The sequence below is a fragment of the Thalassovita mediterranea genome (assembly GCF_001458435.1).
In the GTDB taxonomy this organism is placed as follows: domain Bacteria; phylum Pseudomonadota; class Alphaproteobacteria; order Rhodobacterales; family Rhodobacteraceae; genus Thalassobius; species Thalassobius mediterraneus.
Window position 1 is genome coordinate 141,155 of record NZ_CYSF01000001.1, and the last position, 23,765, is coordinate 164,919.

General features: G+C 60.1%; 20 protein-coding genes. 10 read left to right on the forward strand and 10 right to left on the reverse strand.

Going from position 1 to position 23,765, the window contains the following annotated elements; genetic code table 11:
• Positions 1-76: 76 nt before the first annotated feature.
• Together argF and TM5383_RS00760 are read right to left on the reverse strand one after the other, a co-directional pair.
• Positions 77-1,003 (reverse strand): ornithine carbamoyltransferase, encoded by a 927-nt coding sequence (gene argF, locus TM5383_RS00755; RefSeq protein WP_058317139.1) that lies wholly within the window; start codon positions 1,001-1,003, stop codon positions 77-79.
• Between the two features lie 64 nt (positions 1,004-1,067).
• On the reverse strand, positions 1,068-2,237 hold the full coding sequence (locus TM5383_RS00760) for an aspartate aminotransferase family protein (protein ID WP_058317140.1): 1,170 nt from the start codon (positions 2,235-2,237) through the stop codon (positions 1,068-1,070).
• Between the two features lie 343 nt (positions 2,238-2,580).
• On the opposite strand from TM5383_RS00760, the gene TM5383_RS00765 reads away from it, so the two are divergent.
• Positions 2,581-3,489, forward strand: a complete 909-nt coding sequence (locus TM5383_RS00765) for a DMT family transporter (RefSeq protein WP_058317141.1) — start codon at positions 2,581-2,583, stop codon at positions 3,487-3,489.
• Positions 3,490-3,500: 11 nt separating this feature from the next.
• Here TM5383_RS00765 and TM5383_RS00770 read toward each other — a convergent pair whose 3' ends face one another.
• A complete protein-coding gene (locus tag TM5383_RS00770) occupies positions 3,501-4,286 on the reverse strand; it encodes an ABC transporter permease (protein ID WP_082645355.1) in 786 nt (261 codons plus the stop codon).
• 217 nt (positions 4,287-4,503) lie between these two features.
• On the opposite strand from TM5383_RS00770, the gene TM5383_RS00775 reads away from it, so the two are divergent.
• Positions 4,504-5,097 carry a GcrA family cell cycle regulator gene (locus TM5383_RS00775; protein WP_058317143.1) on the forward strand — a complete coding sequence of 198 codons (594 nt, stop codon included), beginning with the start codon at positions 4,504-4,506 and terminating at the stop codon, positions 5,095-5,097.
• 158 nt (positions 5,098-5,255) lie between these two features.
• Here the strand turns inward: TM5383_RS00775 and TM5383_RS00780 are convergent, their stop codons facing one another.
• From TM5383_RS00780 to hrpB, 3 genes are all read right to left on the reverse strand, one after another.
• The gene (locus TM5383_RS00780) at positions 5,256-6,734 is read right to left on the reverse strand and encodes an inorganic phosphate transporter (protein ID WP_058317144.1); all 1,479 of its coding nucleotides are present in this window, start codon (positions 6,732-6,734) and stop codon (positions 5,256-5,258) included.
• 86 nt (positions 6,735-6,820) lie between these two features.
• Positions 6,821-7,267, reverse strand: a complete 447-nt coding sequence (locus tag TM5383_RS00785) for an NUDIX hydrolase (RefSeq protein WP_306345442.1) — start codon at positions 7,265-7,267, stop codon at positions 6,821-6,823.
• A gap of 121 nt (positions 7,268-7,388) precedes the next feature.
• Positions 7,389-9,833, reverse strand: coding sequence for an ATP-dependent helicase HrpB (gene hrpB / locus TM5383_RS00790; RefSeq protein ID WP_058317251.1), 2,445 nt, complete (start codon positions 9,831-9,833; stop codon positions 7,389-7,391).
• A gap of 146 nt (positions 9,834-9,979) precedes the next feature.
• Here hrpB and meaB point away from each other — a divergent pair, with 146 nt between their 5' ends.
• From meaB to TM5383_RS00815, 5 genes are all read left to right on the forward strand, one after another.
• Positions 9,980-10,960, forward strand: a complete 981-nt coding sequence (gene meaB / locus TM5383_RS00795) for a methylmalonyl Co-A mutase-associated GTPase MeaB (protein ID WP_058317146.1) — start codon at positions 9,980-9,982, stop codon at positions 10,958-10,960.
• Between the two features lie 289 nt (positions 10,961-11,249).
• Positions 11,250-13,085, forward strand: coding sequence for an ABC transporter ATP-binding protein (locus tag TM5383_RS00800; protein WP_058317147.1), 1,836 nt, complete (start codon positions 11,250-11,252; stop codon positions 13,083-13,085).
• Positions 13,086-13,238: 153 nt separating this feature from the next.
• The gene (rpmB, locus tag TM5383_RS00805; protein WP_058243349.1) at positions 13,239-13,526 is read left to right on the forward strand and encodes a 50S ribosomal protein L28; all 288 of its coding nucleotides are present in this window, start codon (positions 13,239-13,241) and stop codon (positions 13,524-13,526) included.
• 103 nt (positions 13,527-13,629) lie between these two features.
• Positions 13,630-13,977 (forward strand): hypothetical protein, encoded by a 348-nt coding sequence (locus tag TM5383_RS00810; RefSeq protein WP_058317148.1) that lies wholly within the window; start codon positions 13,630-13,632, stop codon positions 13,975-13,977.
• 65 nt (positions 13,978-14,042) lie between these two features.
• The gene (locus tag TM5383_RS00815) at positions 14,043-14,558 is read left to right on the forward strand and encodes a copper chaperone PCu(A)C (protein WP_058317149.1); all 516 of its coding nucleotides are present in this window, start codon (positions 14,043-14,045) and stop codon (positions 14,556-14,558) included.
• Positions 14,559-14,773: 215 nt separating this feature from the next.
• Here TM5383_RS00815 and TM5383_RS00820 read toward each other — a convergent pair whose 3' ends face one another.
• The gene (locus TM5383_RS00820; protein ID WP_058317150.1) at positions 14,774-15,472 is read right to left on the reverse strand and encodes an NAD-dependent deacylase; all 699 of its coding nucleotides are present in this window, start codon (positions 15,470-15,472) and stop codon (positions 14,774-14,776) included.
• An 85-nt stretch (positions 15,473-15,557) separates the two neighbouring features.
• Between TM5383_RS00820 and TM5383_RS00825 the strand changes: the two genes are divergently transcribed.
• The gene (locus TM5383_RS00825) at positions 15,558-15,992 is read left to right on the forward strand and encodes a low molecular weight protein-tyrosine-phosphatase (RefSeq protein ID WP_058317151.1); all 435 of its coding nucleotides are present in this window, start codon (positions 15,558-15,560) and stop codon (positions 15,990-15,992) included.
• 127 nt (positions 15,993-16,119) lie between these two features.
• Entirely contained in the window at positions 16,120-17,520 is a 1,401-nt protein-coding gene (locus TM5383_RS00830; protein WP_058317252.1) for a multicopper oxidase family protein, read from the forward strand.
• Positions 17,521-17,587: 67 nt separating this feature from the next.
• Here the strand turns inward: TM5383_RS00830 and trpS are convergent, their stop codons facing one another.
• Entirely contained in the window at positions 17,588-18,631 is a 1,044-nt protein-coding gene (trpS, locus tag TM5383_RS00835; RefSeq protein WP_058317152.1) for a tryptophan--tRNA ligase, read from the reverse strand.
• Between the two features lie 97 nt (positions 18,632-18,728).
• Between trpS and TM5383_RS00840 the strand changes: the two genes are divergently transcribed.
• The gene (locus TM5383_RS00840) at positions 18,729-19,424 is read left to right on the forward strand and encodes a rhomboid family intramembrane serine protease (RefSeq protein WP_058317153.1); all 696 of its coding nucleotides are present in this window, start codon (positions 18,729-18,731) and stop codon (positions 19,422-19,424) included.
• 27 nt (positions 19,425-19,451) lie between these two features.
• On the opposite strand, the gene murJ is transcribed toward TM5383_RS00840, so the two are convergent.
• Complete coding sequence (gene murJ, locus TM5383_RS00845; protein ID WP_058317154.1) at positions 19,452-20,996, reverse strand: murein biosynthesis integral membrane protein MurJ; 1,545 nt, start codon at positions 20,994-20,996, stop codon at positions 19,452-19,454.
• Positions 20,993-23,758, reverse strand: a complete 2,766-nt coding sequence (locus TM5383_RS00850; protein WP_058317155.1) for a [protein-PII] uridylyltransferase — start codon at positions 23,756-23,758, stop codon at positions 20,993-20,995. The genes murJ and TM5383_RS00850 overlap by 4 nt, the downstream gene beginning before the upstream one ends.
• Positions 23,759-23,765 lie beyond the last annotated feature (7 nt).

Here is a 23,765-nt window from a genome sequence, read left to right on the forward strand (position 1 = left end):
ATCCCAGAACGTAAAACGCCCCCGGCCATAAATTGCCGAGGGCGTCGTTCGTCTGTCTGCTAGGTGGCTGGTCGCCTTATTTACCGAGGCACCAGCGCATAACAGCCTTCTGTGCGTGCAGGCGGTTTTCGGCCTCGTCAAAGATCACCGAATGCGGGCCGTCCATCACGGCGCTGGTTGCCTCATCATCGCGGTGGGCAGGCAGACAGTGCATGAACAGCGCATCCGGTTTGGCATGAGACATCAGCGCCTCATTCACCTGATAGGGGCGCAGCTGGTTGTGGCGGCGTTCCTTGGCGGATTGCGGATCGTGCATGCTGACCCAGGTGTCGGTGACCACCAGATCAGCACCTTCGACGGCGGCGATGGGATCGCGCACGATTTCGACCTTTGACCCTTTGGCGCGCGCCTCTTCGACGAAGACCATTTCAGGATCCAGCGTTTGAGGGCCGGCAAAAGTCAGGTCAAACCCGAATTGGCCCGCGGCATGGGCGAAAGAGGCAAAGACGTTGTTGCCGTCGCCGCACCAGACGACCTTCTTGCCTTTGATCGGGCCGCGGTGTTCCTCGTAGGTCAGGATGTCGGCCATGATCTGGCAGGGGTGGGTGCGGTCGGTTAGGCCGTTGATCACCGGCACGGTGGCGTATTCGGCCATTTCCAGCAGCGTCTGCTCCTCAAACGTGCGGATCATGATCAGATCTACATAGCGGCTAAGAACGCGCGCGGTATCCGCGATGGTTTCACCGTGGCCCAGCTGCATATCGGTGCCGGACAGAACCATGGTCTGACCACCCATCTGTCGCACGCCCACATCAAAGCTAACGCGTGTACGGGTCGAAGGTTTCTCAAAGATCAGCGCAACCATGTGATCCTTTAGCGGCTGGTCCGCGTCCGGTGTGCCCTTGGGCAGACCCTTGCGCGCCTCTTTGGCAGAACGCGCGTTGTCGATCATGGTCCGTAGGTCGGCGGGATCGGTTTTGTGAATATCAAGGAAGTGGTTCATATCATCGTCTTTCTTGAGGCGGGGCGCGATCTCTCGGCCCCCGCATATCTATCAATCTCTTGGCTTAACCGAGGCTCTTGGCCGCCGCGTCAAGGCGGGTGATCGCCTCGCCAATTTCATCTTCGCTGAGGGTCAGCGGCGGCAGCAGGCGGATCACATTGTCGGCGGCGGGGACGGTGATCACCTCATTGGCGTAACCGGCGTTCACCACGTCGATGTTCACGGCCTTGCACTTCAGGCCCAGCATCAGGCCGGTGCCGCGCACTTCTTCGAACACCTCGGGGTTATCGGCCACCAGCCCTTCGAGGCGCTGGCGCAGCAGGCCTGCCTTGGCACGCACACTGTCGAGGAATGCGGGGGCCGCAACGATCTCCATCACCTTGCCGCCCACTGCGCAGGCCAGCGGGTTGCCGCCGTAGGTGGACCCGTGGGTGCCTGCGGTCATGCCGCTGGCGGCCTCTTCGGTGGCCAGAACCGCGCCCAGCGGGAAGCCGCCCCCGATGCCCTTGGCGACCATCATGATGTCCGGTGTGATACCGGCCCATTCATGGGCGAACAGTTTGCCGGTCCGGCCAACGCCGCACTGCACCTCATCGAGGATCAAGAGCAGGTTGTGTTCATCCGCGATGGCCCGCAGCGCTTGCAGGTCTGCATCCGCCATCGGGCGAATGCCGCCTTCGCCCTGCACAGGCTCAACAAGGATGGCGCAGGTTTCATCGCTGATCGCGGCTTTCACCGCCTCTAGATCCCCCCAAGGCAGGGATTTGAAACCGCCCAGCAGCGGGCCGAAGCCTTTGGTCATCTTCTCTGACCCTGCTGCCGCGATACCTGCGGAGGAGCGGCCGTGAAACGATCCCTCGAATGTCAGGATCTCAACCTTTTCGGGATGCCCCTTCTCATACCAGTATTTGCGCGCCATTTTGACGGCCAGCTCGCAGCTCTCAGTACCGGAGTTGGTGAAAAACACTGTATCGGCAAAGCTGTTATCGACCAGTTGATCGGCCAGCGTCTGCTGTTGCGGAATTTGGTAGAGGTTCGACACATGCCAGAGGTTTTGCGCCTGTGTGCTCAAGACCTCAACCAGTGCCGGATGGGCATGGCCCAATGCGTTCACCGCGATGCCCGCGCCCAGATCCAGAAAACGTCGCCCGTCTGCCTCGATCAGCCAGCTGCCTTCGCCTTTAACGAAGGTCAAAGGGGCACGGGAATAGGTCGGCAAGACGGAAGCGATCATGATCGGAGCATCCTTATTCTGTCAGAAGCCCCGAACAAGCATTACAGGGGCGTAGGTGTCAACAATTTCAGGTTGGAAAGCCGGGATTCGGCGGTTCAAACAGCGGGCCTGCGGTAGATTTACGGGCAGTCACGCGGCGGCAGACGTCAGGCGCGAATGCGTCGGCGTCGGTCGGTCAGGATATGGCGTCGTTTGAACATGGCGCCTGCATACGGCGAAATTGCCATAATGCAAAGGCTGTTTTTGATTTCTGCTCATTTTGATCATATTGATGCAATAGTTGGTCAATTTGGCATAACTTTTTGACTTGTTTGACATGGCGATTGCGCAGATAGCATGGGGCATGACGCGCACCGCCCCTAATCCCGCCACCAATACGGCGGCGAATCCCCGCCTTGCCATGATGTTGATGCTGTCGGCGACGGCGTTTATTGCGGCGACCACCTTGATGGCCAAGGCGCTGGGCACCGAAACACTGGGCGATCCGCTGCATCCGTTACAGATCAGCCACGGACGGTTTATCTTTGCGTTTATGTTCTATGCCTCTGCGGCAGGGATCATGCGGTTGCAGGTCGCAAGGCCTGCCTGGGGCCTGCATTTGGGGCGCACACTGTTTGGGTGGGGTGGGGTCAGCTGCATGTTTGCGGCGGCGGCTTTTATCCCGCTCAGCGACGCGACTGCGATCAGTTTCCTTAATCCGGTGTTTGCGATGATGCTGGCCATCCCGCTGCTGGGCGAACGGGTGGGCCCGTGGCGTTGGGCAGCGGCGGCGATTGCGCTGATTGGCGCCTTGGTGCTGTTGCGCCCCACGCCCGATAGTTTCCAGCCCGCCGCCCTCTTAGCACTGGGGGCGGCGGTTTTGATGGGGATGGAGGTCATCTTCATCAAGAAACTGGCTGGCCGCGAACGTCCCTTTCAGATCCTGTTGATCAACAACGGGCTGGGGGTGTGTATCGCGACCGTTGCGGTTGTGGCGGTCTGGCAGGTTCCCACAGGTGCGCAATGGGCGGTTTTGGCAGCACTAGGTCTGTGCATGGCAACAGCGCAGGCCTGTTTCATCAATGCGGTCGCACGGGCCGAAGCCAGCTTTGTCGTGCCCTTCACCTATGCGACGCTGGTGTTTGCCAGCCTCTATGACTGGGCGGTTTTTGCACAGGTGCCGGACATGATTTCCTACATTGGTGCAGGGATCATCATTTCGGGTGCGGCGCTCTTGGCTTGGCGCGAAGCACTGGCCAAGGGCCGGACCTAAGACGCGCCCTATCAGCTTTTCAAACGGTATCCGGTGCGGAAGAGCAGCCATGCTAACGCAGAAACCACCAATGTGCTGCCTGCCGCCACCGTCAGCGCCAGAATCGGTGCGCTGTCAGACACGCCGACAACACCGTAACGCACCCCGTCGATCAGGTAGAAGATGGGGTTGAAATGGGTCAATTTCGCGATCACGGGCGGCAGCGCTTCGACCGAATAGAACGTGCCGGACAGGAAGGCCAAAGGCGTTACGATGAAATTGGTGATTGCGGCCATCTGGTCAAATTTGTTCGCATAGATCCCTGCAACCATCCCGACAGCACCCATTAACGCCGCCCCCAGCACGACAAAGGTCAACGCCATTGCGGGATGCGCGGGGATGATCCCCAGAAACAGCATCAAGCCCAAACACAGCAGCAGCGCGACAATCACACCACGCGCCACGGCGCCGATCAGATGCCCCACGACCAGCTCAAACGGCGACAGCGGTGGCATCAGGGTATCCACGATATTGCCCTGCACCTTGGCCACCACGATGGAGGAGGACGTATTGGCAAAGGCGTTCTGGATCACAGTCATCATCAGAATGCCGGGCGCGATGAAATGGGTAAACGGCAGGCCCATCACCTCGCCCCGACCAGGGCCGATAGCGACCGAGAAGATCATCAAAAACAATGCCGCAGTGGTGAGGGGCGCGATCAATGTCTGCGTCCAGATGGCCAGAAACCGCATGATCTCGCGCTGCCCCAGCGTGATCAGGCCTAGCCAGTTGAAACGCCCAAAACGACGGTCGCCCATTTGGCTGGCAAAAGCACTGTCATTGGTGTGATCTGGGGCGTGATCAGGTGTGTCTGGGCTTTGCATCAGGCGATGTCCTTTGTGCTGTCATGGCCACGCCGCCGCGTGGTCTGATTCGACGCCTTGTAACTCAGGCCCTGTTGGCTAGAATAGGGGCTGATCAAAATTTCAGGGCGGCTCGATTCCTACGGGCCGTCTTTTACCGAAGGGAACCGGCATGTCCTGGACCGACGAACGCGTCGAACTGCTTAAGAAAATGTGGGGCGAAGGCCAATCGGCAAGTCAGATCGCCAAAGAACTGGGCGGCGTGACCCGTAACGCGGTGATCGGCAAGGTGCATCGCCTTGGCCTGTCGAACCGTGCCACCAGCGCCAGTGCCGCTGACGCCAGCAAGACCGAGGCCAAGGCAAAAGCTGCGCCCAAGAAAGAGGCCGCGCCGAAGCCCAAGCCGAAAGAGGCCGCAGCGCCCGCGCCTGAACCCGCCGCAGCCGCGCCTGCACCGGCCCCGCGTCCGGCGGTCAGCTCTGCGCGCAAGGCGATCATTCCTGCCGGTCAGCCGCTGCCACCGCAGCCTTCGGCCAACGAAATCAGCCCCGAAGCCTTGGCCAAGGTGAATGAGGTTGAGAAGAAATCGAAGAAGCTGGGCCTGCTGGAGCTGACCGAGCGGACCTGTAAATGGCCCGTAGGGGATCCCGCGACCGAAGATTTCTGGTTCTGCGGTCTGCCTGTTCAGGCAGGTAAGCCTTACTGCGAAGCGCATGTTGGCGTGGCGTTCCAGCCGATGTCCTCGCGCCGCGATCGCCGCCGCTGATAGCTGCCACCAAGATTGAGAATTTGGCGCCCTGCACCCGATGGTGTGGGGCGTTTTTGCGTCTTGGGTTTGAGTATTTTCAGAACATTGAAAGGCGCAGGTGCGCATAAAAAAGGGCGGCACAAACGGCCGCCCTTTCGCATTTAAGTAACGCTGTCTTAGCCTGCGATGGAATACAGCAGGGTAAAGATCACGGCCGACATAGCCGCAGCGGCAGGCACGGTGATCACCCATGCGGCCACAATGGTCATGAAGTGCGAGCGGCGCACCAGCTTGCGGCGGCGGCGTTCCTCAGCGGTCACGGGCTTCACTGCCTTCGCGGCGAGGTTCTGGCGACGACGACGTTCCATATGCCATTCGCGGTAAAAACCAACGCCAAACACACCGCCCACTGCAATGTGGGTCGAGGATACGGGCAGGCCCAGCCAGCTGGCGACAATCACGGTGATCGCCGCCGACAGCGCCACACAGTAGGCGCGCATCGGGTTCAGTTTGGTGATCTGGTTGCCGACCATGCGGATCAGTTTCGGGCCAAACAGGAACAGACCAAACGAAATACCGAAGGCACCGATGATCATCACCCAGCTGGGGATCGATACTTTGGCTGCAAAATCACCAAATTCAATCGCGTGCACAATCGCGGCCAGCGGGCCAACCGCGTTTGCCACATCGTTCGCACCATGGGCAAAGGACAGCATCGCCGCAGAGAAGACCAGCGGCATGGCAAAGACCACCTTCAGCGACTTGTTGCGGTTTTCCAGACCTTCGGACTGACGACGGATCAGCGGTTTGGAGACCACGTAGCTCAGCACACCGATGCCCAGGCCAATCAGCAGGGCGGTGGTGATGTCGATCTTGATGATCTTTTTCAGACCCTTCAGCGACAGGTAGGCGGCAAAGGCGGCGGCCATGATCGCGATCAGTACGGGCACCCAGCGACGGGCGGCGGCGATCTTGTCTTCTTGATAAACGATGCGGGCCTTGATGAAGGCAAGGAAAGCCGCGGCAATCACACCACCCAGTACGGGCGAGATCACCCAGCTGGCGGCGATTTTGCCCATTGTGGGCCAGTTCACAGCCGCCATGCCAGCCGCCGCGATGCCTGCACCCATCACGCCGCCCACGACGGAGTGGGTGGTGGAAACAGGTGCGCCAACCCAAGTGGCAAGGTTCACCCACAATGCGGAGGACACCAGCGCTGCCATCATCGCCCAGACAAAGACGTCGCTGTCCTGAATGCCTGCGGGGTCAATAATGCCCTTGGAAATAGTGGATACCACGTCACCACCGGCCAGCAGCGCACCGGCGCTTTCAAAGATGGCGGCGATGATGATTGCACCACCCATGGTCAGTGCGTTGGCGCCCACCGCAGGGCCCATGTTGTTGGCTACGTCGTTGGCGCCGATGTTCAGTGCCATGTAGGCACCGAAGGCTGCAGCGACCACAACGATGATCGAGCCAGACGCGCCACCAAAGAAGAGGCTGGCGGCCAGACCGGCCAGCAGGATGAAGATCAGTGCGATCCCCGGGGCGATATAGGGGCGCGCAATATAGCCCGCAGCCCGTTCAAATTGCGAAATGCGGCCCAGATCTTTGTCGAGGGTGGGCCAGTTTTTTCCGGTTGGTTGGTCGCTCATGACAGTCACCTTGCAAAAGTTGCCAGCGGCCTAGTGGCCACGGCCCTTTTAAGCAAGGGATTCGTCACAAAAGTTACAAAAAAACGTTACAAACGTCGCAGCAGATCTTTCAGCCCCATTTCGTCCACCCGTTCGGCGGCTTCTTCGGGGGGGAACCACTTGCGTTTGCGCTGGCCTAGTTCGGGGTAGGTTTTGGCCAGGCTGTCGACCTTCAGCAGGAAGACATGGGCTTCAATCGGGGTGACAATGCCCTGCGATCCGGTTTTGGCATAGCGGTAGCTGCCAATCGGTTTCGGCGAAACTTTCTGCGGCTTGATACCTGCCTCTTCCCATGCTTCTTGCGCTGCGGCTTCTGCATCGGATTTGCCCGCCATAGGCCAGCCTTTGGGAATGATCCAGCGTCCGGTCCCGCGTGACGTGATGAGTAAAACCTCTTTGTCCTTGCCTTTTCCGCGCACGGGAAGAGCCGCCACCTGCACTTGCGGGGGACGGTAAAGAAGGGGTTGGACGTATTCGTTCCAGGCTTTGCGCACTGTTTTTTGCATTTTCTCGGCGTTTGGTGGTCTGCTCGCGTGTGTGATGCTTGGATATATAGGTTTTATGACAGTTAGTAAAAGGTAGGCCAAAAAATCGCCTTTGGCGGGAAGAATTTTGTCAGCTGCGACGTTTTGCGCGCAGTGTTGGGTCTGCTTCGGTTGGATCTTCGGGCCAGGGGTGTTTGGGATAGCGTCCGCGCATGTCTTTGCGCACGTCTGCATAAGAACTGGCCCAGAAACCGGGGATGTCCATCGTGGTTTGAACGGGACGCAGCGCGGGGGAGAGAAGGGTCACGCGCAAGGGGGTGCGGCCCACCATCGGGTGGGCCTTCTGGCCGAACATTTCCTGCAGGCGCAGGCTAATTTCGGGCACGTCGCCGGAATAATCTATCGGGATCTGGCGCCCCAGCGGGGTGGTGAAATGCGCAGGCGCGGCGCGGTCTAGCGCCTGCATCTGGTTCCAATCCAGCATGGCGCGCAAGGCGTTGAGGATATCAAACTTTTTCCACTGATCAGCGGTTTTGACGCCGCCCAGATGTGGCAGCAGCCAGTCGTCGATGGTGGTGATCAGAGCATCTTCGGACATGTCCGGCAGATCGGGCAGGGTGTCGCGCACCAGCATCACCCGTGCGATGAACCGTTTGGCCGCATCTGAGGGCCGCAGTCCCAGATCGCGCACACCGTCCAGCATGGCCAAGGCCACCGCGTCCGCTGGTGCGTCTTTCCAGATGCGGTCATCCAGCGCGACGGTGCCGAGCCGTTCCTGCCGTCGTGCAATCACACGGCGTTCGCGTTTGGACCACTCACAGGTATCGACCCACGATATTTGATCCGCGAAGAGATTGCGTAGCTCTGCCTCGGACACTTGGATCGCTTGACGCACCTTCGCCTCACGCGGGTTGCCGTCAAGGTCGGTGGCGACGATCAAGCGGCTGCCAGCCAGCGGATCGTGATCCTCCATCACCGCGCCCTTGCCGCCAGAGAGGACAAAGCGTGCCGCATCGCCCTTGCGCCGCAACCCGATGCGGTCGGGGTAGGCAAGGGCGGCCATTTCGGCATCTGTATATTGTGCAGTGGTTTTGCCAGCCTGGCGCGCCAGCCGTTTGGCCTCTTGTTTGATCCGTTCCACCGCACCGCGATTGGCGGTGTGCGGGTGGCGGTCACTATAGGCGCGGAAATCGCGGATCGCGGCGATGCGCAGGGACAGATCGACCGGCGCAGAACGGGCCAGCGGATCACGATCGGCCAGCAGGGCAGCGATAGGTGCGGCGTCTGGGCCAGCGATGGTTAGCATATGGGCCAGACGTGGGTGCAGCGGCAGGGCGGCGATCTGGCGGCCGTGATCAGTGATCCGCCCCTGCGCATCCAGTGCCCCTAGCATTCGCAGCAACGCCTGCGCTTCGGCAAACGTGCCCGCATTGGGTGGGGTGAGGAATGACAGATCGTCTGGTCCCGCACCCCAAAGTGCCAGTTCCAGCGCCAGACCGGATAGGTCGGCGGTGTCGATCTCGGCAGGGGGGAAGGGCTGCAATCCACCCTCTTCGCCCTTGGTCCACAGGCGATAACAGGTGCCTTCCGCCACACGGCCCGCACGGCCTGCACGCTGGGTGGCCTCGGCCTTCGTTACCTTTTCAGTTACCAATCGCGACATGCCTGATCCGGGGTCAAAACGGGCGCGTCTGGCGCGGCCTGCATCTACGACGACACGCACATCCTGAATGGTCAGCGATGTTTCCGCGATGGAGGTCGCCAGCACCACCTTGCGACCCTGTTTTGCTGGTTCGATCGCCGCGCGTTGTTTGGCAAACTCCATCGCGCCAAACAACATATGTAGCGAGCATTCCGCAGGTAGGCGGTCGCGCAAGAGGGCTTCGGTCCGGCGGATTTCTCCCTCACCGGGGAGGAAGACCAGAACGCCGCCCTCGGTTTCAGCGACGGCCTGCGCGACCAGTTTTGCGCATTCTTCTGGCAGGCGGTGTTTCGGCGGCAATGGGCGGTCCAGCCATTTCAGGTCCACGGGATAGGCGCGCCCCTCGGATGTGATCACCGGCACATCGCCCATCAATGCCGCCACAGGCGCCGCATCCAGCGTGGCCGACATGGCCAAGAGGATCAGGTCGTCGCGCAGCGCCTCAGATATTTCCAGACACAGCGCAAGGCCAAGATCCGCGGTGAGGGAGCGTTCGTGAAATTCATCAAAGATCACTGCGCCAATGCCGCTTAACTCGGGGTCGGATTGGATCATCCGGGTCAGGACGCCCTCAGTCACCACCTCGATACGGGTTGCGCTGGATCGTTTGCTTTCGCCGCGAATGCGGTAACCGACGGTTTGGCCCAGTGGTTCCCCCAGCGTATCCGCCATCCGTTCTGCCGCCGCACGCGCTGCCAGACGGCGGGGTTCCAGCATCAGAATGCGGCCTTCTGTCAGGCCCGCCTCCATCATCGCCAACGGCACAACGGTGGTCTTACCGGCGCCGGGGGGCGCCTGCAGCACGGCGCGGCCCTGATCCGACAGCGCGGTGATTAGGTCGGGCAGGGCGTCATGGATGGGCAGCTGGGGCATTTGTGTGGTCATGGCACGCTTATCCCGCAACCATCGGGATGGGTAAAGCGGTGGTTGCCGTGAAACCCGGCGGCGCGGCACGTTACTGTAGACAGGCGGGCGACAGATTGGCAGAAACGCGGTCAAGTGAAAGAGAGGGGCAGGGCATGGATACGCAGGTGTTGAGTGAAAAGGTTGTGGCGCAGGATCGGCGCGCATTGGCGCGGGCGATCACCCTGGTCGAAAGCAGCCGCGCCGATCACCGCGAAACCGCCGCCGCCCTGATCGAGGATATCCGCCGCAAATCCCCCCATCAGGCGCTGCGCATCGGCCTGTCCGGCACGCCGGGGGTGGGGAAATCCACTTTCATCGAAAGCTTCGGCACCTTTTTGACCGAACAGGGTCTGCGGGTGGCGGTTCTGGCGGTTGATCCCAGTTCGGCCCGTTCTGGCGGATCGATTTTGGGCGACAAGACACGGATGGAACGGCTCAGCCGCAATCCCAACGCCTTTATCCGCCCCTCCCCCAGTCAGTCGCATCTGGGCGGTGTGGCGCGGCGCACCCGTGAGGCGGTGGCGCTGTGTGAAGGCGCGGGGTTTGACGTGATCCTGATTGAAACCGTGGGCGTCGGTCAGTCAGAAACCGTGGTGGCAGAGATGTCGGATCTGTTCATCCTGCTGCTGGCGCCAGCGGGTGGGGATGAGTTGCAGGGCGTGAAACGCGGTATCATGGAAATGGCCGATATCATTCTGGTCAACAAAGCGGATGGCGACCTGAAGGCGACAGCCACCCGTACCTGCGCCGATTATTCCGGTGCCCTGCGCCTGCTGCGCAAACGCCCGCAAGACCCCGAAGGCTTCCCCAAAGCGATGACCGTTTCGGCGCTGGAAGAGGATGGGCTGGCCAAAGCGTGGGAAGAGATGCAGGCGCTGACCACTTGGCGCCGTGAGGCTGGGCATTTCGCCGGTCGCCGCGCCGCGCAGGCTCGGTTCTGGTTTGAGGAAGAGGTAAAGCAGGCGCTGCTGGCACAGTTGCAAGCGCCAAGCGCGCGTGCTGCGATGGACCAGCTGGGCCAAGAGGTGGCTCAGGGCGCGACCAGCCCGACGGCTGCCGCGCAGCAGATGCTGGATACGCTGACCAAAGGGTAACGCAGGCGCAATCTGACGCCAGATTGCGCGCGCCCAGTTCGACTGTAACAGATATAAAACAAATGACAGCGCGATATGATTGCGCTATCAAGTGCCTGTAACTGACGGAGGCACGTAGATGTATCAGGGAATTCGATCCACCTTTATCTAAGGTCATCGCCCCTGTTCGGCTGGCCTATAGATAGCCCACCGCCGCACATCACTGCCGCAGTTGCCCCCCAGTTTCCAGACTGACCCTTCTTCATAATCGAATATTTCGCGCATGCTTTCCGCGCTTTGAGGTCCAGCCATGTTTCGCTTTTTTGAAAACCTTGTTGATCCCTTCGCCCGTTTTGAGGCCACAACCCCGCCCGCGACGCTGTGGGCCTATCTGAAAACCCAGCTGGGACCGTTTCGCAAATGGATGGTCTTTATGGCGATCACCGGGGTGCTTGTTGCCATGGTGGAAACTGGGCTGATCTTTTATTCGGGCCGGTTGATTGATCTGCTGGGCGCCAACACGCCTGCGCAGCTGTTTGATAATCATGGCACCGAATTGATGCTGGCGGCGCTGTTTATCCTGACGATCCGTCCGCTGTTCATCGGGCTGAATCACCTGTTTTTGGAACAGCTCTTGGCGGGGAATATGCAGGAACAGGTGCGCTGGCGGGCGCATCGGCATTTGTTGGGGCAATCGACCAGCTTCTTTCAGAATGACTTCGCCGGGCGTTTATCCAACCGCGTGATGCAGATGGGCGGCGCGGTTGAGGATGCCACGTATATGGCGTTTGAGGGGATCTGGTATGCGCTGACCTACGTCATCTCTGCCGCGCTGATCCTGTCAGGCGTGCATCCGTTGTTGGCGGTGCCGCTGGTCATTTGGGTGGCGATCTATGTGGTCTATGTGCGCTATATTGCGCGCCGTGTGGCGGTCGCGTCGGAAAAGTGGTCCGGCGCGCGGTCGATGGTCACGGCGCGGGTGGTCGATGCCTATTCCAATATCGAAACGATCAAACTGTTTGCCGATGAGGGAACGGAGGAACGCTATGTCCTATCCGCCATGCGCCGTCTGCGCCTGCGCTTTCAACGGTTTCTGCGGTTGATGACGGAGCTGAGCTTTGGTCTGAACGTCATTAATAGTGTTCTGATCCTCGGCATGCTTAGCCCGGCGATCTGGCTGTGGTCGCGCGGGGTGATTTCTGTGGGTGAGGTGGCGGCGGCTTCGGCGCTTACCATCCGGCTCAACGGCATGTCGGGCTGGATCATGTGGGTGACGGTGCGGCTGTTTGAGCATGCGGGTGTGATCCGTGAGGGGCTGGAGTCTATTGCGAAACCTCATGATGTGACCGATGTGCCTGATGCGCCGGCCTTGCAGGTCGCGCAGGCTGGGATTGAGTTTCGCGATGTCAGCCATCACTACGGTAAAGGGCGTGGTGGTCTGGATCATGTGAATCTGTCGATCAAACCGGGGGAGAAGGTTGGTCTGGTGGGTCGGTCGGGTGCTGGTAAATCGTCGCTTGTCAATCTGCTGCTACGGTTCCGCGATGCAGAGGCGGGGCAGATCCTGATCGACGGGCAGGATGTTGCGACGGTCAATCAAACCTCACTGCGTCAACAGATCGGGATGGTGTCGCAGGACAATTCCCTGCTGCACCGGTCGATCCGCGCCAACATCCTGTTTGGGCGTCAGTCGGCCAGTGAGCAAGAGATGATGGCGGCGGCAGAACGGGCAGAGGCGCATGACTTTATCACCACGTTGCAGGATCCCAAAGGCCGCACAGGTTACAACGCCCATGTGGGCGAACGTGGGGTGAAACTGTCCGGCGGTCAGCGGCAGCGGATCGCGATTGCGCGGGTGATTCTGAAGGATGCGCCAATTTTGGTGTTGGATGAGGCGACATCGGCGCTGGATAGCGAGGTGGAGGCCGCGATTCAGGACACGTTGTTTGGTCTGATGCAGGGTAAGACGGTGATTGCCATCGCCCACCGCCTGTCCACCATTGCGCAGATGGACCGGATTGTGGTTATGGATCAAGGTCGCGTGATCGAAGAGGGTACACATGAGGCCCTATTGGCGCGCGGCGGTGTCTATGCGGGGCTTTGGGCGCGGCAATCGGGTGGTTTTCTGGGGGAGGATGCTGTGTAAACAGCGGAATCCCTGATCATTGCGGATCAGGCTCTTGACCTCCCCCCTGATTCCGCCTAATGACGCCGAACGGAATTCTGGGCGCTGCCTCTGGCGGGCGCCTGTTATGTTGAAGGGGTCTCTAGCGCCCCGCGAAGAGACGAGGATACACCCATGTCGCGCCGTTGCGAACTGACCGGAAAAGGCCCGATGTCTGGCAACAATGTCAGCCACGCCAACAACAAAACCAAACGTCGTTTCCTGCCGAACCTGAACGACGTCACCCTGCAGTCCGAGGCCCTGGGCCGCGGCTTCAAACTGCGCATTTCGGCTGCTGCACTGCGTTCGGTTGACCACCGTGGTGGTCTGGACGCGTTCCTGGCAAAAGCCAAAGACGTTGAGCTGTCCGCCAACGCGCTGAAGATCAAGAAGCAGATCGCGAAGGCACAAGCCTCCGCCTAATCTCTTCCGGATCCTTCAAGGATTTCGCAGCCTCATTCCGCCGGAATGGGGCTGTTTCCTTTTGTCGCTTTCCCTTCCTGCGCGAAGGGATTATATCGGCGATATGGCACTTGTTCGTACATATCTGGCAGTGATGCTGGCGCTTGTCATGGTTCTGACCACACAGACCATGGGCAATGCACGCCATGCCGCGATGCCGGTTGGTGAAATGGTGCTGTGTATCGGATCCGAAGCGATCACGGTATATTACGACGAAGACGGCCAGCCCGTTGATCCGCCACATTATTGTCCTGACTGTAGCGCCTCTATCGTTGCGCTGGTGCAGCCCGGCTTTGCCCCAAACTTGCGTCCCTTGGGGAAAGGTGTGGCGCTGCGCGTTGAGCGCGGCAAGGGCGTCACAGTCACGCGGATCATTCCAGCCAGCGCGCGCTCTCCCCCTGTTTTGTCCTGATACCCACTGGCCGGTGGCATTGCTGCGCCGGTCTATTCTTCAGACAGACTACAGGAACTAGAATTATGTCGTTCAAATCTACCCTTCTTGCGGCGGTTGTCACCGCCTTTGTTGCCCTGCCTGCCTTTGCCGATGGTATCACGGTCAAAGACGCTTATGCGCGCTCCGCGACGCCAATGGCGAAAACCGGCGCGGCATTTATGATGATCATGAACCACAGCGGTTCTGACGATCGCTTGATTGATGCCCGCGCCGATGTGGCCAAACGGGTTGAGCTGCACACCCACAAAGACAACGGCGAAGGCGTGATGCAGATGCTGCACGTCAAAGAAGGCTTTGCCATTGCTGACGGTGAAATGCTGTCGCTGGAGCGTGGTGGCCATCACGTGATGTTCATGGGCCTGACCGAACCGTTTACGCAGGACAAGATGGTGCCTGTGACGCTGGTGTTTGAAAAAGCTGGTGAGGTGGTTGTGGAGATCCCCGTGGATCTGAACCGTAAGGGCGGTCATGGGCATGGTCACGGCGATCACGGCCACAAGCACGGCGATCATGATAAGATGATGAAGAAGTCGAACTAAGGGCGACCGTTACCAAAGAATGAAAGGCGGCGCAGAGGTGCCGCCTTTTTGCGTTAGGGACGCGCCTGACCCTGGGTGGGCGCATCATGACATTTGAAAATGGCATTAGCTTGCAGCAGGCGACGCGCTCATAACCTGCGACGAGGCGGCAAATGCGCCCTCCCGTGGGGAGGGGCGGGCGCGGCCCGGGCTGACGCCCGCGCCATGGGTTGCGTTTATCCACCCAAAACCTCATCCACCCACGCAGGCACAATCTCACTCGCCTTGCCAAACCGCGCTTCAGCGAAATCGCTGATGGTGGCGGATGCTTCTAGGTTCAGCTCCACTGTATGCGCCCCATAGCGATCCGCATCCTGCACAAAGGCAGCCGCTGGGTAGACATTGCCGGAGGTACCGATCGCCACAAACAGATCCGCATCGCGCAGGTGCTGCCAGATCTGGTCCATCTGATAGGGCATTTCACCAAACCACACGATATCAGGCCGTGTCGTGGGCTGGCCGCAGTTGGGGCATAGATCAGCGGGCTGCATCACCAGCGGCGCAGACCAACGGTGATCGCATGCAGCACACAGCGCCCCGTCGAGTGCCCCGTGCATATGCATCACCGCCTTCGATCCCGCCGCCTCATGCAACCCATCCACGTTCTGCGTCACGATCGACACGCGGCCTTTATGCTCTGCCTCCAGCCGTGCCAGCGCAACATGCGCCGCGTTTGGCGTGGCCTCCAGCGATTGGGCGCGGCGGGCGTTGTAGAAATCATGCACCAGCTGCGGATTGGCGGCGAAGCCTTCGGGTGTCGCCACATCCTCGATCCGGTGCTGTGCCCACAACCCGCCCTCATCTCGAAAGGTGCCAAGCCCGCTTTCGGCGGAGATGCCCGCACCGGTCAGGATCACGATATTGTCTGCGCTCATTGTCTTGGCCTCCGCTCGTTTGGCTGCTGTTAGGGTCTTGCCGCTGGGCATGAACCCACTACACTCTGCGCTGAAGGAGAGCCCGATGACCAGCCGTATCCTGTTTGTTTGCCTTGGAAATATCTGCCGTTCACCGGCGGCCGAAGGCGTACTGCGCCACAAAGCGCCGCATTTGCAGATCGATTCGGCAGGTACCTCCGACTGGCACGCGGGGGAGCCGCCCTATGTCCCGATGCAACACGCGGCGCTCAGGCGTGGCTATAACATCACCGAACAGGTGGCGCGGCCCTTTCATCCGGTGGATTTCAACCGGTTTGATATGATCTTGGTGATGGATGGCCGCAATCTGGCAGATGTCGAGGCACAGCGCCCACCGGGCAACCTGACACCGGTCAAACGCTTCGCGCCCTTCGCGGGGCGTGATGTGGGCGATGTGCCTGATCCCTATTACACGGGCGAATTCGATGCGGTGTTAGAGCTGATCGAGGCGGCGTCTGACGGATTGCTGGCAACGCTTTAATATCTGTCCTGCGCAGCAGGGGCGACAATTGGCCCTGCGTCTGAGGGATGTCCTGTCGTCGCTGTGCATGGCACAAAGCCAAGAGGACGCGCACGATCACGAAAGTGGAGATCACCAGATGCAAAACATGTCCCGTAGGCAGTTTATTATGGCCGCAGGTGCGGGCACGGCAGTGGCTGGGGGGGCGATGGCTGGCCTTGGCGGTTGGGATGCGCAGGCCGGTGCAGCGCAGCATTTCGCCCTCAGATCACGGCAGACCTCGTTTCAGTTTGGCGATCATGTGACCAAGGGCTTGATCAGCCTGACAGACAATGCCCCGTCGCCGGTGTTGCGGGTCCGGCAGGGGGAGCGTGCGGTTTTCGATTACACCAACGGGCTGGAGGATTACACATCCATGCACTGGCACGGCATCCGACTGCCCAATGCGATGGATGGTGTGCCCTACCTGACCCAGATGCCGATCGGGCAGGATGAAACCTACCGCTACGAATTCACCCCGCCCGATGCGGGCACCTACTGGTATCATCCGCATTGCCGCACCATGTCACAGATGGCGCATGGGCTGACGGGGATGCTGATTGTTGAGGAGCGCGGGGATCAGGGCTTTGACGCGGATATTCCTCTGACCCTTAAGGATTTTCGCATCGGCAGTGATGGTCAGATGTTGCCCTATTTCACCGCTCGTGGCGCGGCGCGGGCAGGCACGCATGGCAATGTGCGCACCACCAATTGGCAGCAGGATCCGGTGATGGACGTGCCAGCGGGAGGGCTGATCCGCCTGCGCTTTGCGGTGACGGATATCACACGGGTGCATCGCATGATTTTCCCTGATGTGGCGGGGCGGATCATCGCGTGGGATGGCCAGCCCGTGGATGAGGACATTCCATGGCCCACCGCCGAGGCACCGTTGTGGTTGGCACCGGGGCAACGGGTGGACGTGGTGATCAAGGCGCCTGCGGTTGAGGGCGAAGAGCTGACCTTCCGCAGCCTCAAGGGGCGCAATTCCCCCTTCAACGTGCTGCGCCTGCGCAGTGTCGGTGCCGATCTGAAGCGTGACATTGCCGATGTGAAGCCATTGCCACGCAACCCCTTCGCCCATCCCAACGTCAAAGAGGCCGAGGTGCGCGATATCGTCTTTGGCTGGTCGCCAGAGGGCGAAGGGTCCAACAACGGCCTTTGCGGGACCTTCGATTATACCTTCTGGTCCATCAACCGCAGCCCATGGCCCGGTGATGTGGTGTCTGGCATTGCCCCGGTGGCAGAGTTGAAACAGGGCCGCAGCTATATCCTGCGCATGCGGAACGAGTCACCGAACCTGCACCCGATCCACCTGCACGGGCTGGTGTTCAAACCGCTGCGATCTAACCTGCGCACCCTACCTGCGAATTACACCGACACGATTTTACTGTTGAAGGATGAGGTGGTCGAGGTCGCCCTGCTAGCCGATAACCCCGGCGACTGGGCGTTTCACTGCCATGTGATCGAACACCAAAAAAGCGGGCTGTCAGGCTACATTCGGGTGGTGTGAACATCTGCAACGCAGACATGAAAAAGGCCCCACGCAGGGGCCTTTTCTATGCGATATGGCTGCGGGCTTAGCCCACCATGCCAATGATCTCTTTGGTGCGGCTGAGGATCGGCGCGGCGATGTCGCGGGCGCGGTCAGATCCTTGGCCCAGCATCCGGTCAATTTCGGCCGGGTCCTGCATCAGGCGGGACATTTCGGTCGAAATCGGCGCCAGTTTTGCCACCGCCAGTTCCGACAGCATCGGCTTAAATTCGGAAAACTGTTTGCCGCCCACATCTGCCAGCACCTGATCCACACTCATTTCCGACAGGGCGGCGTAGATGTTCACCAGATTGCGCGCCTCGGGGCGGTCTTCCAGGCCTTTGGCCTCGGACGGCAGCGCCTCGGGGTCGGTCTTGGCCTTGCGGATCTTTTTGGCGATGGTGTCAGCGTCATCGGTCATATTGATGCGGCTGGCGTCTGAGGGATCAGACTTTGACATCTTTTTCGACCCGTCGCGCAGGGACATGACACGGGTGGCCGCGCCTTCGATCTTGGGTTCCGGCATGGGGAAGAAATCAACACCGTAGTCATGGTTGAACTTGGCCGCGATGTCGCGGGTCAGTTCGACGTGTTGTTTCTGGTCTTCACCTACCGGCACCTCTGTTGCGTGATACAGCAGAATGTCCGCCGCCATCAGCGACGGGTAGGCAAACAGGCCAAGCGACGCGTTCTGCGAATTCTTACCCGCCTTGTCCTTCCACTGGGTCATGCGCTGCATCCAGCCCATACGCGCCACGCAGTTGAACAACCAGCCCAGTTCGGCGTGCTCTTTCACCTGACTTTGGTTGAACAGGATGGATTTCGCCGGATCAATGCCCGCGGCCAGATAGCCTGCGGTCAACTCGCGGGTCTGTTTGCGCAGCGCTTCGGGGTCTTGCCAGACGGTGATGGCGTGCAGGTCCACAACGCAGAAGATCGTTTCGATCCCGTCTGCCTGTTTTTCCACAAAGCGTTTGATCGCGCCAAGATAGTTGCCAAGGGTCAGCCCGCCAGAGGGCTGGATGCCCGAGAACACGCGGGGGGTAAAACCGGCGTTCTGGGTGGATTGCGTTTGGACCGCATCCGACATGGTGGTTCTCCGTCTGGATTTCTATGCTCTGGTGGCTTACCCATGCCCCATACCCCCGTCAAGGCAGGCCCCGTCAATGAGGGCTAAGGAGCAGGACATGAGCGATCAAAACATGCAGGAAGACAACAATCCGGTGAACCCGCTGCCGCCGGTGATTGTGGCTCTGTTCCTGTTCATCCTTGGCATCGAGGTTGTGTTTAACCTTGGCGCGCGCGGCATCATCGGCGGGCCAGAGGCGGTGGGCTGGCGTCTGGCAGCGCTGCAGAAATATGCGTTTTCGGATGAGATATTCGAATGGATGCGCAGCAGTGGCCAGTGGCCTTTTGAACATGTGATGCGCTTTGTCACCTATGGGTTCGTCCACCTTAGCTTCACGCAGGCGCTGTTTGGCTGTGTGATCTTTCTGGCCTTGGGCAAGATGGCGGGCGAGGTTTATAACCAGTTTGCTCTGTTGCTATTCTTTGTGCTGGGTACCGCCAACGGTGCGCTGGTCTATGCGCTGGTGCTGGATAGTCAGACGCCGCTTGTCGGGGCGTATCCCGGCGCTTACGCGATGATCGGCGCCTACACTTATCTGATGTGGTTGCGGCTGGGCATGCTGGGTGAACAACAGGTGCGGGCGTTTTCCCTGATCGGGTTCCTATTGGGGATTCAGTTGTTGTTCGGCCTGCTGTTTGGCAGCACACCTGATTGGCTGGCGGATGTGGGGGGCTTTGTCACCGGGTTGGTTCTGGCGGTGTTCTTGATTCCTGGCAGTCTTGGCCGTTTGCTGGCGCGGCTGCGCCAGCGGTAAGCGGGCCAGCGGTTATTGGGACGGGGGTTAGCCCCCCCGCCGCATTGCACCTTTGAATTCGGCCAATCTGAACGCACCGATCAGCTGGCCGATGGCAAAGTAGCTGATGATCCCCACGCTCACCAGAACAGCCAATGCGCCATACCGCACCCCCGCCATGCCAAGGAAGGGCGTCAGCGCAACGTGTGTCCACCACAGGATACCGCCCATCGCCAGCGCCGCAGCGGTGATGCGCCAGATGCGGGTTTTGAACCGCTGATCAAACCGCGCCATATCGCCAAACGTGCGCGCGCCGCGTGACAGCTGCGCGACCATGGCCCAAGCGGCCACTGTGGTGGCGATCGCGCTGGCGGTCCAGCCAATCACCGGTGCCAAGCCTACCGCCAGCACCGCATTCACCACCATTGCCCAGATCGCGTAGTGGAAGGGGGTTTTGGTGTCCTCGCGGGCGAAAAACAGCGGTTGCAGGATTTTTTGCAGCACAAACGCCGGCAGGCCGAGGCCGTAGATCGCCACGGCCACCGCGATAGACGCACTGTCATCCGCCGTCATCGCGCCGCGTTCAAACAGCACCGACACCAGCGGCAGCGGGATTACCACCAGCGCCACAGCGGCAGGGATGGTCAGGGCGAGTGAGATTTCGGCGGCACGGCTGAGCGCGTTACGCGATCCGGCCTCATCCCCAGCCTTCAGCCGACGGGATAGATCGGGCAGCAGCACCACACCAATGGCAATACCCACCACACCCAGCGGCAGTTGGTACAGGCGATCTGCGGCATAGAGCCAACCTACCGCGCGGTCAAAGTAGCTGGCGACCTGTTGGCCGACCAACAGGTTGATCTGCACCACACCACCCGCCAACGCGGCAGGGACGGCGACGATGACCAATTGCTTCATCTCTGGCGTGAAGCGGGGGCGTTGGATGCGGATCCGCACGCCCGCACGTTTGGCGGCGATCCATACCAGCACCATTTGCGCCACACCGGCGACAGGGATCATCCAGACCAGCGCAGCTGCCACGTCCCAGCCCATCACCACGGCCAGAACCATCGCACTGACCAACAGCACGTTCAGCAACACAGGCGCCGCCGCAGCAGCGGCAAAGCGTCCGTTGGCGTTCAGCACTCCTGACAGCAGCGCGGCGAGAGAGATGAACAGGATATAGGGAAAGGCAATACGGCCAAAGAAAACCGACAGGTCGAACTGATCCTGACCGGCAAAGCCAGAGGCAAGGCCATAGATCAGCCACGGCATCACCAATTGCGCCAGCAGCGTCAGCAGGATCAGCACCGTGGCTAATCCGCTAAACGCCTGCGACGCAAAGCCATCTGCATCCTCGTCCCCCTCCAGCCGCTTGGAATATTGCGGGATGAAGGCCATGTTGAACGCCCCTTCGGCAAAGAAGCGGCGGAACATATTGGGCAGGCGAAAGGCCACGACAAAGGCCTCATAGGCGGGACCCGTGCCAAGGTAGGCCAGGATCATCGCATCGCGCACAAATCCCAGCACACGGCTCATCATGGTCCAGGCGCCGACCGTCAGGAAGCCGCCCATCAGGCGGATTGGTTTCATGAATTGGCCCTTTCCGCGCCTTTGGTGATCGCTTCGCGCAGTTTCGCCTCAAGCGCCTTTTGGCGCGGGTCGGAGTGGAACTTCAGTCCGAACATGTCTTTGACATAGAAACTATCGACCACCTGCTCGCCATAGGTCGCGATCACCGCAGAGGCGATATAGACGTTGTTGTTCGCCAATGTGCGGGTCAGGTCAAACAGCAGGCCGGGGCGGTCGCGGGTGTCCACCTCGATGATGGTGTAGATATCTGATCCTTCGTTATCGAAGGTGATCGAGGTCGGCACGCGGAAGGCGCGTTCGCGTTTCTTGATCTTGTCGCGCGATTTCATCGCTTCGCTGGCCTTCACCTCACCCAGCAGGATTTTGTGGATCATCTGGCGCAGACGCGGCAGGCGTTCTTCTTCATAGGGGTGACCATCAGCGTCCTGCACCCAGAACACGGCGGTGGCATAGCCGTCCTTGGAGGTATAGGTGCGCGCGTCCACCACGTTGGCACCAACCAGTGCCAAGGCACCGCTGAGGCGGGAGAAGATGCCGGGGTGATCGACCAGCGCAAAACAGGCGCGGGTGGCATCGCGGTCCTCATCCGGGTGCAGGTCGATGCGCACCTCATCATCAGGAATGTCGCGCAGCATCTGGGCAAAAACCACATGGGTTTTACTGTCCAGACCCTGCCAATAGGGCGGATAATGACGACCGGTTTCGGTGCGCAGCGCGGTGCTGCCCCAATCCGACAGCTGCGCGCGCAGACGCTTGCGCGCCTCAGCGCCACGGTTTTCGCGGTTTACCTCTTCCAGCCCATGTTCCAGTGCAATCGCAGTGTCACGGTGCAGTTGGCGGATTAGCACGGCCTTCCAGTTGTTCCATGTGTCAGGGCCAACGCCGCGAATGTCACAGACGGTCAGCACCGTCAGCAGATCCAGCCGTTTGCGGTTTTTCACCGCCTTGGCAAAGGCGCGGATGGTGCGGGGATCGGAAATATCGCGTTTCTGCGCCATGTCCGACATCAGCAGGTGATAACGGACCAGCCATTCCACCGTTTCCACATCCGATTTCGACAGGCCCAGACGCGGCGCCACCTTGCGGGCGATTTTTGCCCCGAGGACCGAGTGGTCCTCGTCCCGACCCTTGCCGATGTCATGCAGCAATAGCGCGACATAGATCACTTTGCGGTTGATGCCTTCTTTCAGGATGCCGGACACCAGCGGCAGGTTTTCCACCTGATCGCCATGTTCAATTTCACTGAGGTTGCGGATGCACTGAATAGTGTGTTCGTCCACGGTGTAGTGGTGATACATGTTGAACTGCATCATCGCGACAATCGGCTCAAACTCAGGAATAAAGGCCGACAGAACCCCCAGCTCATTCATCCGCCGTAGGGCGCGTTCGGGGTTGCCGTGTTTCAGCATCAGCCCCAGAAACAGGCGCTGGGCCTCTTTGTCATTGCGCATGCCGTCGTCGATGAGGTCCAGATTGGCCACCACCAGACGCATCGCATCGGGGTGGATCAGCATGCCGGTGCGCAGCCCCTCTTCGAACAGGCGCAGGAGGTTCAGCTTGTCGCTTAGAAACGCCTCTTCGTTGTCTACGGCCAGACGGTTGTGAATGACCTTGTAGCCCTTCTTGACCTTGCGCGAACGGCGGAAGATGCGCTGCAACAGCGGCTCATTCTTCATGTGCATCGCTTCCAGTTTGGTCAGGAAGATGCGAGTCAGATCGCCGGTGGATGTGGCGTGGCGGAAATAGTCCTGCATGAAGTGTTCCACCGCGCGCCGCCCGTTTCCGTCGGCGTAGCCCATGCGGTCGGCAACCTCGACCTGCAGGTCAAAGGTTAGCTGATCGGCAGGGCGCTTGGTGATCAGATGCAGATGGCAGCGCACAGCCCACAGGAAATCTTCGGCCTGTTTAAAGGTCTGGAATTCTTCGTCGGTGAAAACATCCAGCGCCACCAGTTCTTTCACGTTGCGCACATTGTGGATGTATTTGGCGATCCAGAACAGCGATTGCAGATCGCGTAGGCAGCCTTTGCCTTCTTTCACGTTGGGTTCGACCACATAGCGCTGGCCGCCCTGACGTTCATGGCGGCTGTCGCGTTCGGCCAGCTTGGCCTCAATAAACTCAGCTGCCGATCCTTTGAACAACTCGCTTTCCAGCCGCTGGGCCAGTTCCGCGGCCAAGTCCGCGTCCCCGGTGAGAAAGCGATGTTCCAGCAGGGCGGTGCGGATGGTGTAATCTTCGCGCCCCAGCTTCAGGCAGTCCCGCACGGTGCGGGAGGCATGGCCAACCTTGAGCCGCAGATCCCACAGGATATACAGCATCGCCTCAATCACCTGTTCAGCCCAGGGGGTGATCTGTTTCGGTGTCAGGAACAGCAGATCCACATCTGATTGCGGCGCCATTTCCCCGCGCCCGTAGCCGCCGACGGCCAACAGGCTTAGGCGATCCTCTTCGGTTGGGTTCGGGTTCGGCACCATATGTTGCGTGGCAACATGTTTGGCTGTCACAACCAAACAGTCCGTCAGATATGTGTATGCTCGGGTGGTTGCACGCGCCTCAAATGGCGAGGCGGTAAAGGCCTTGGCAATAGCCTCCATTCCTGCTTTGCGGGCGTCGATCAGGACGGGCACAACAGCGCTGCGCAGGGCGTTGGCATCGGCTGCCTCGGCGGCAGCGGATTTGATTGCGGTGCCGACAGTTGTGCCATCAAAGATCGTGTCAGCCGGGCAGATCAGTTTCTGCGGCGCTTGGGGCAGGTTCAGCATGAGGAGG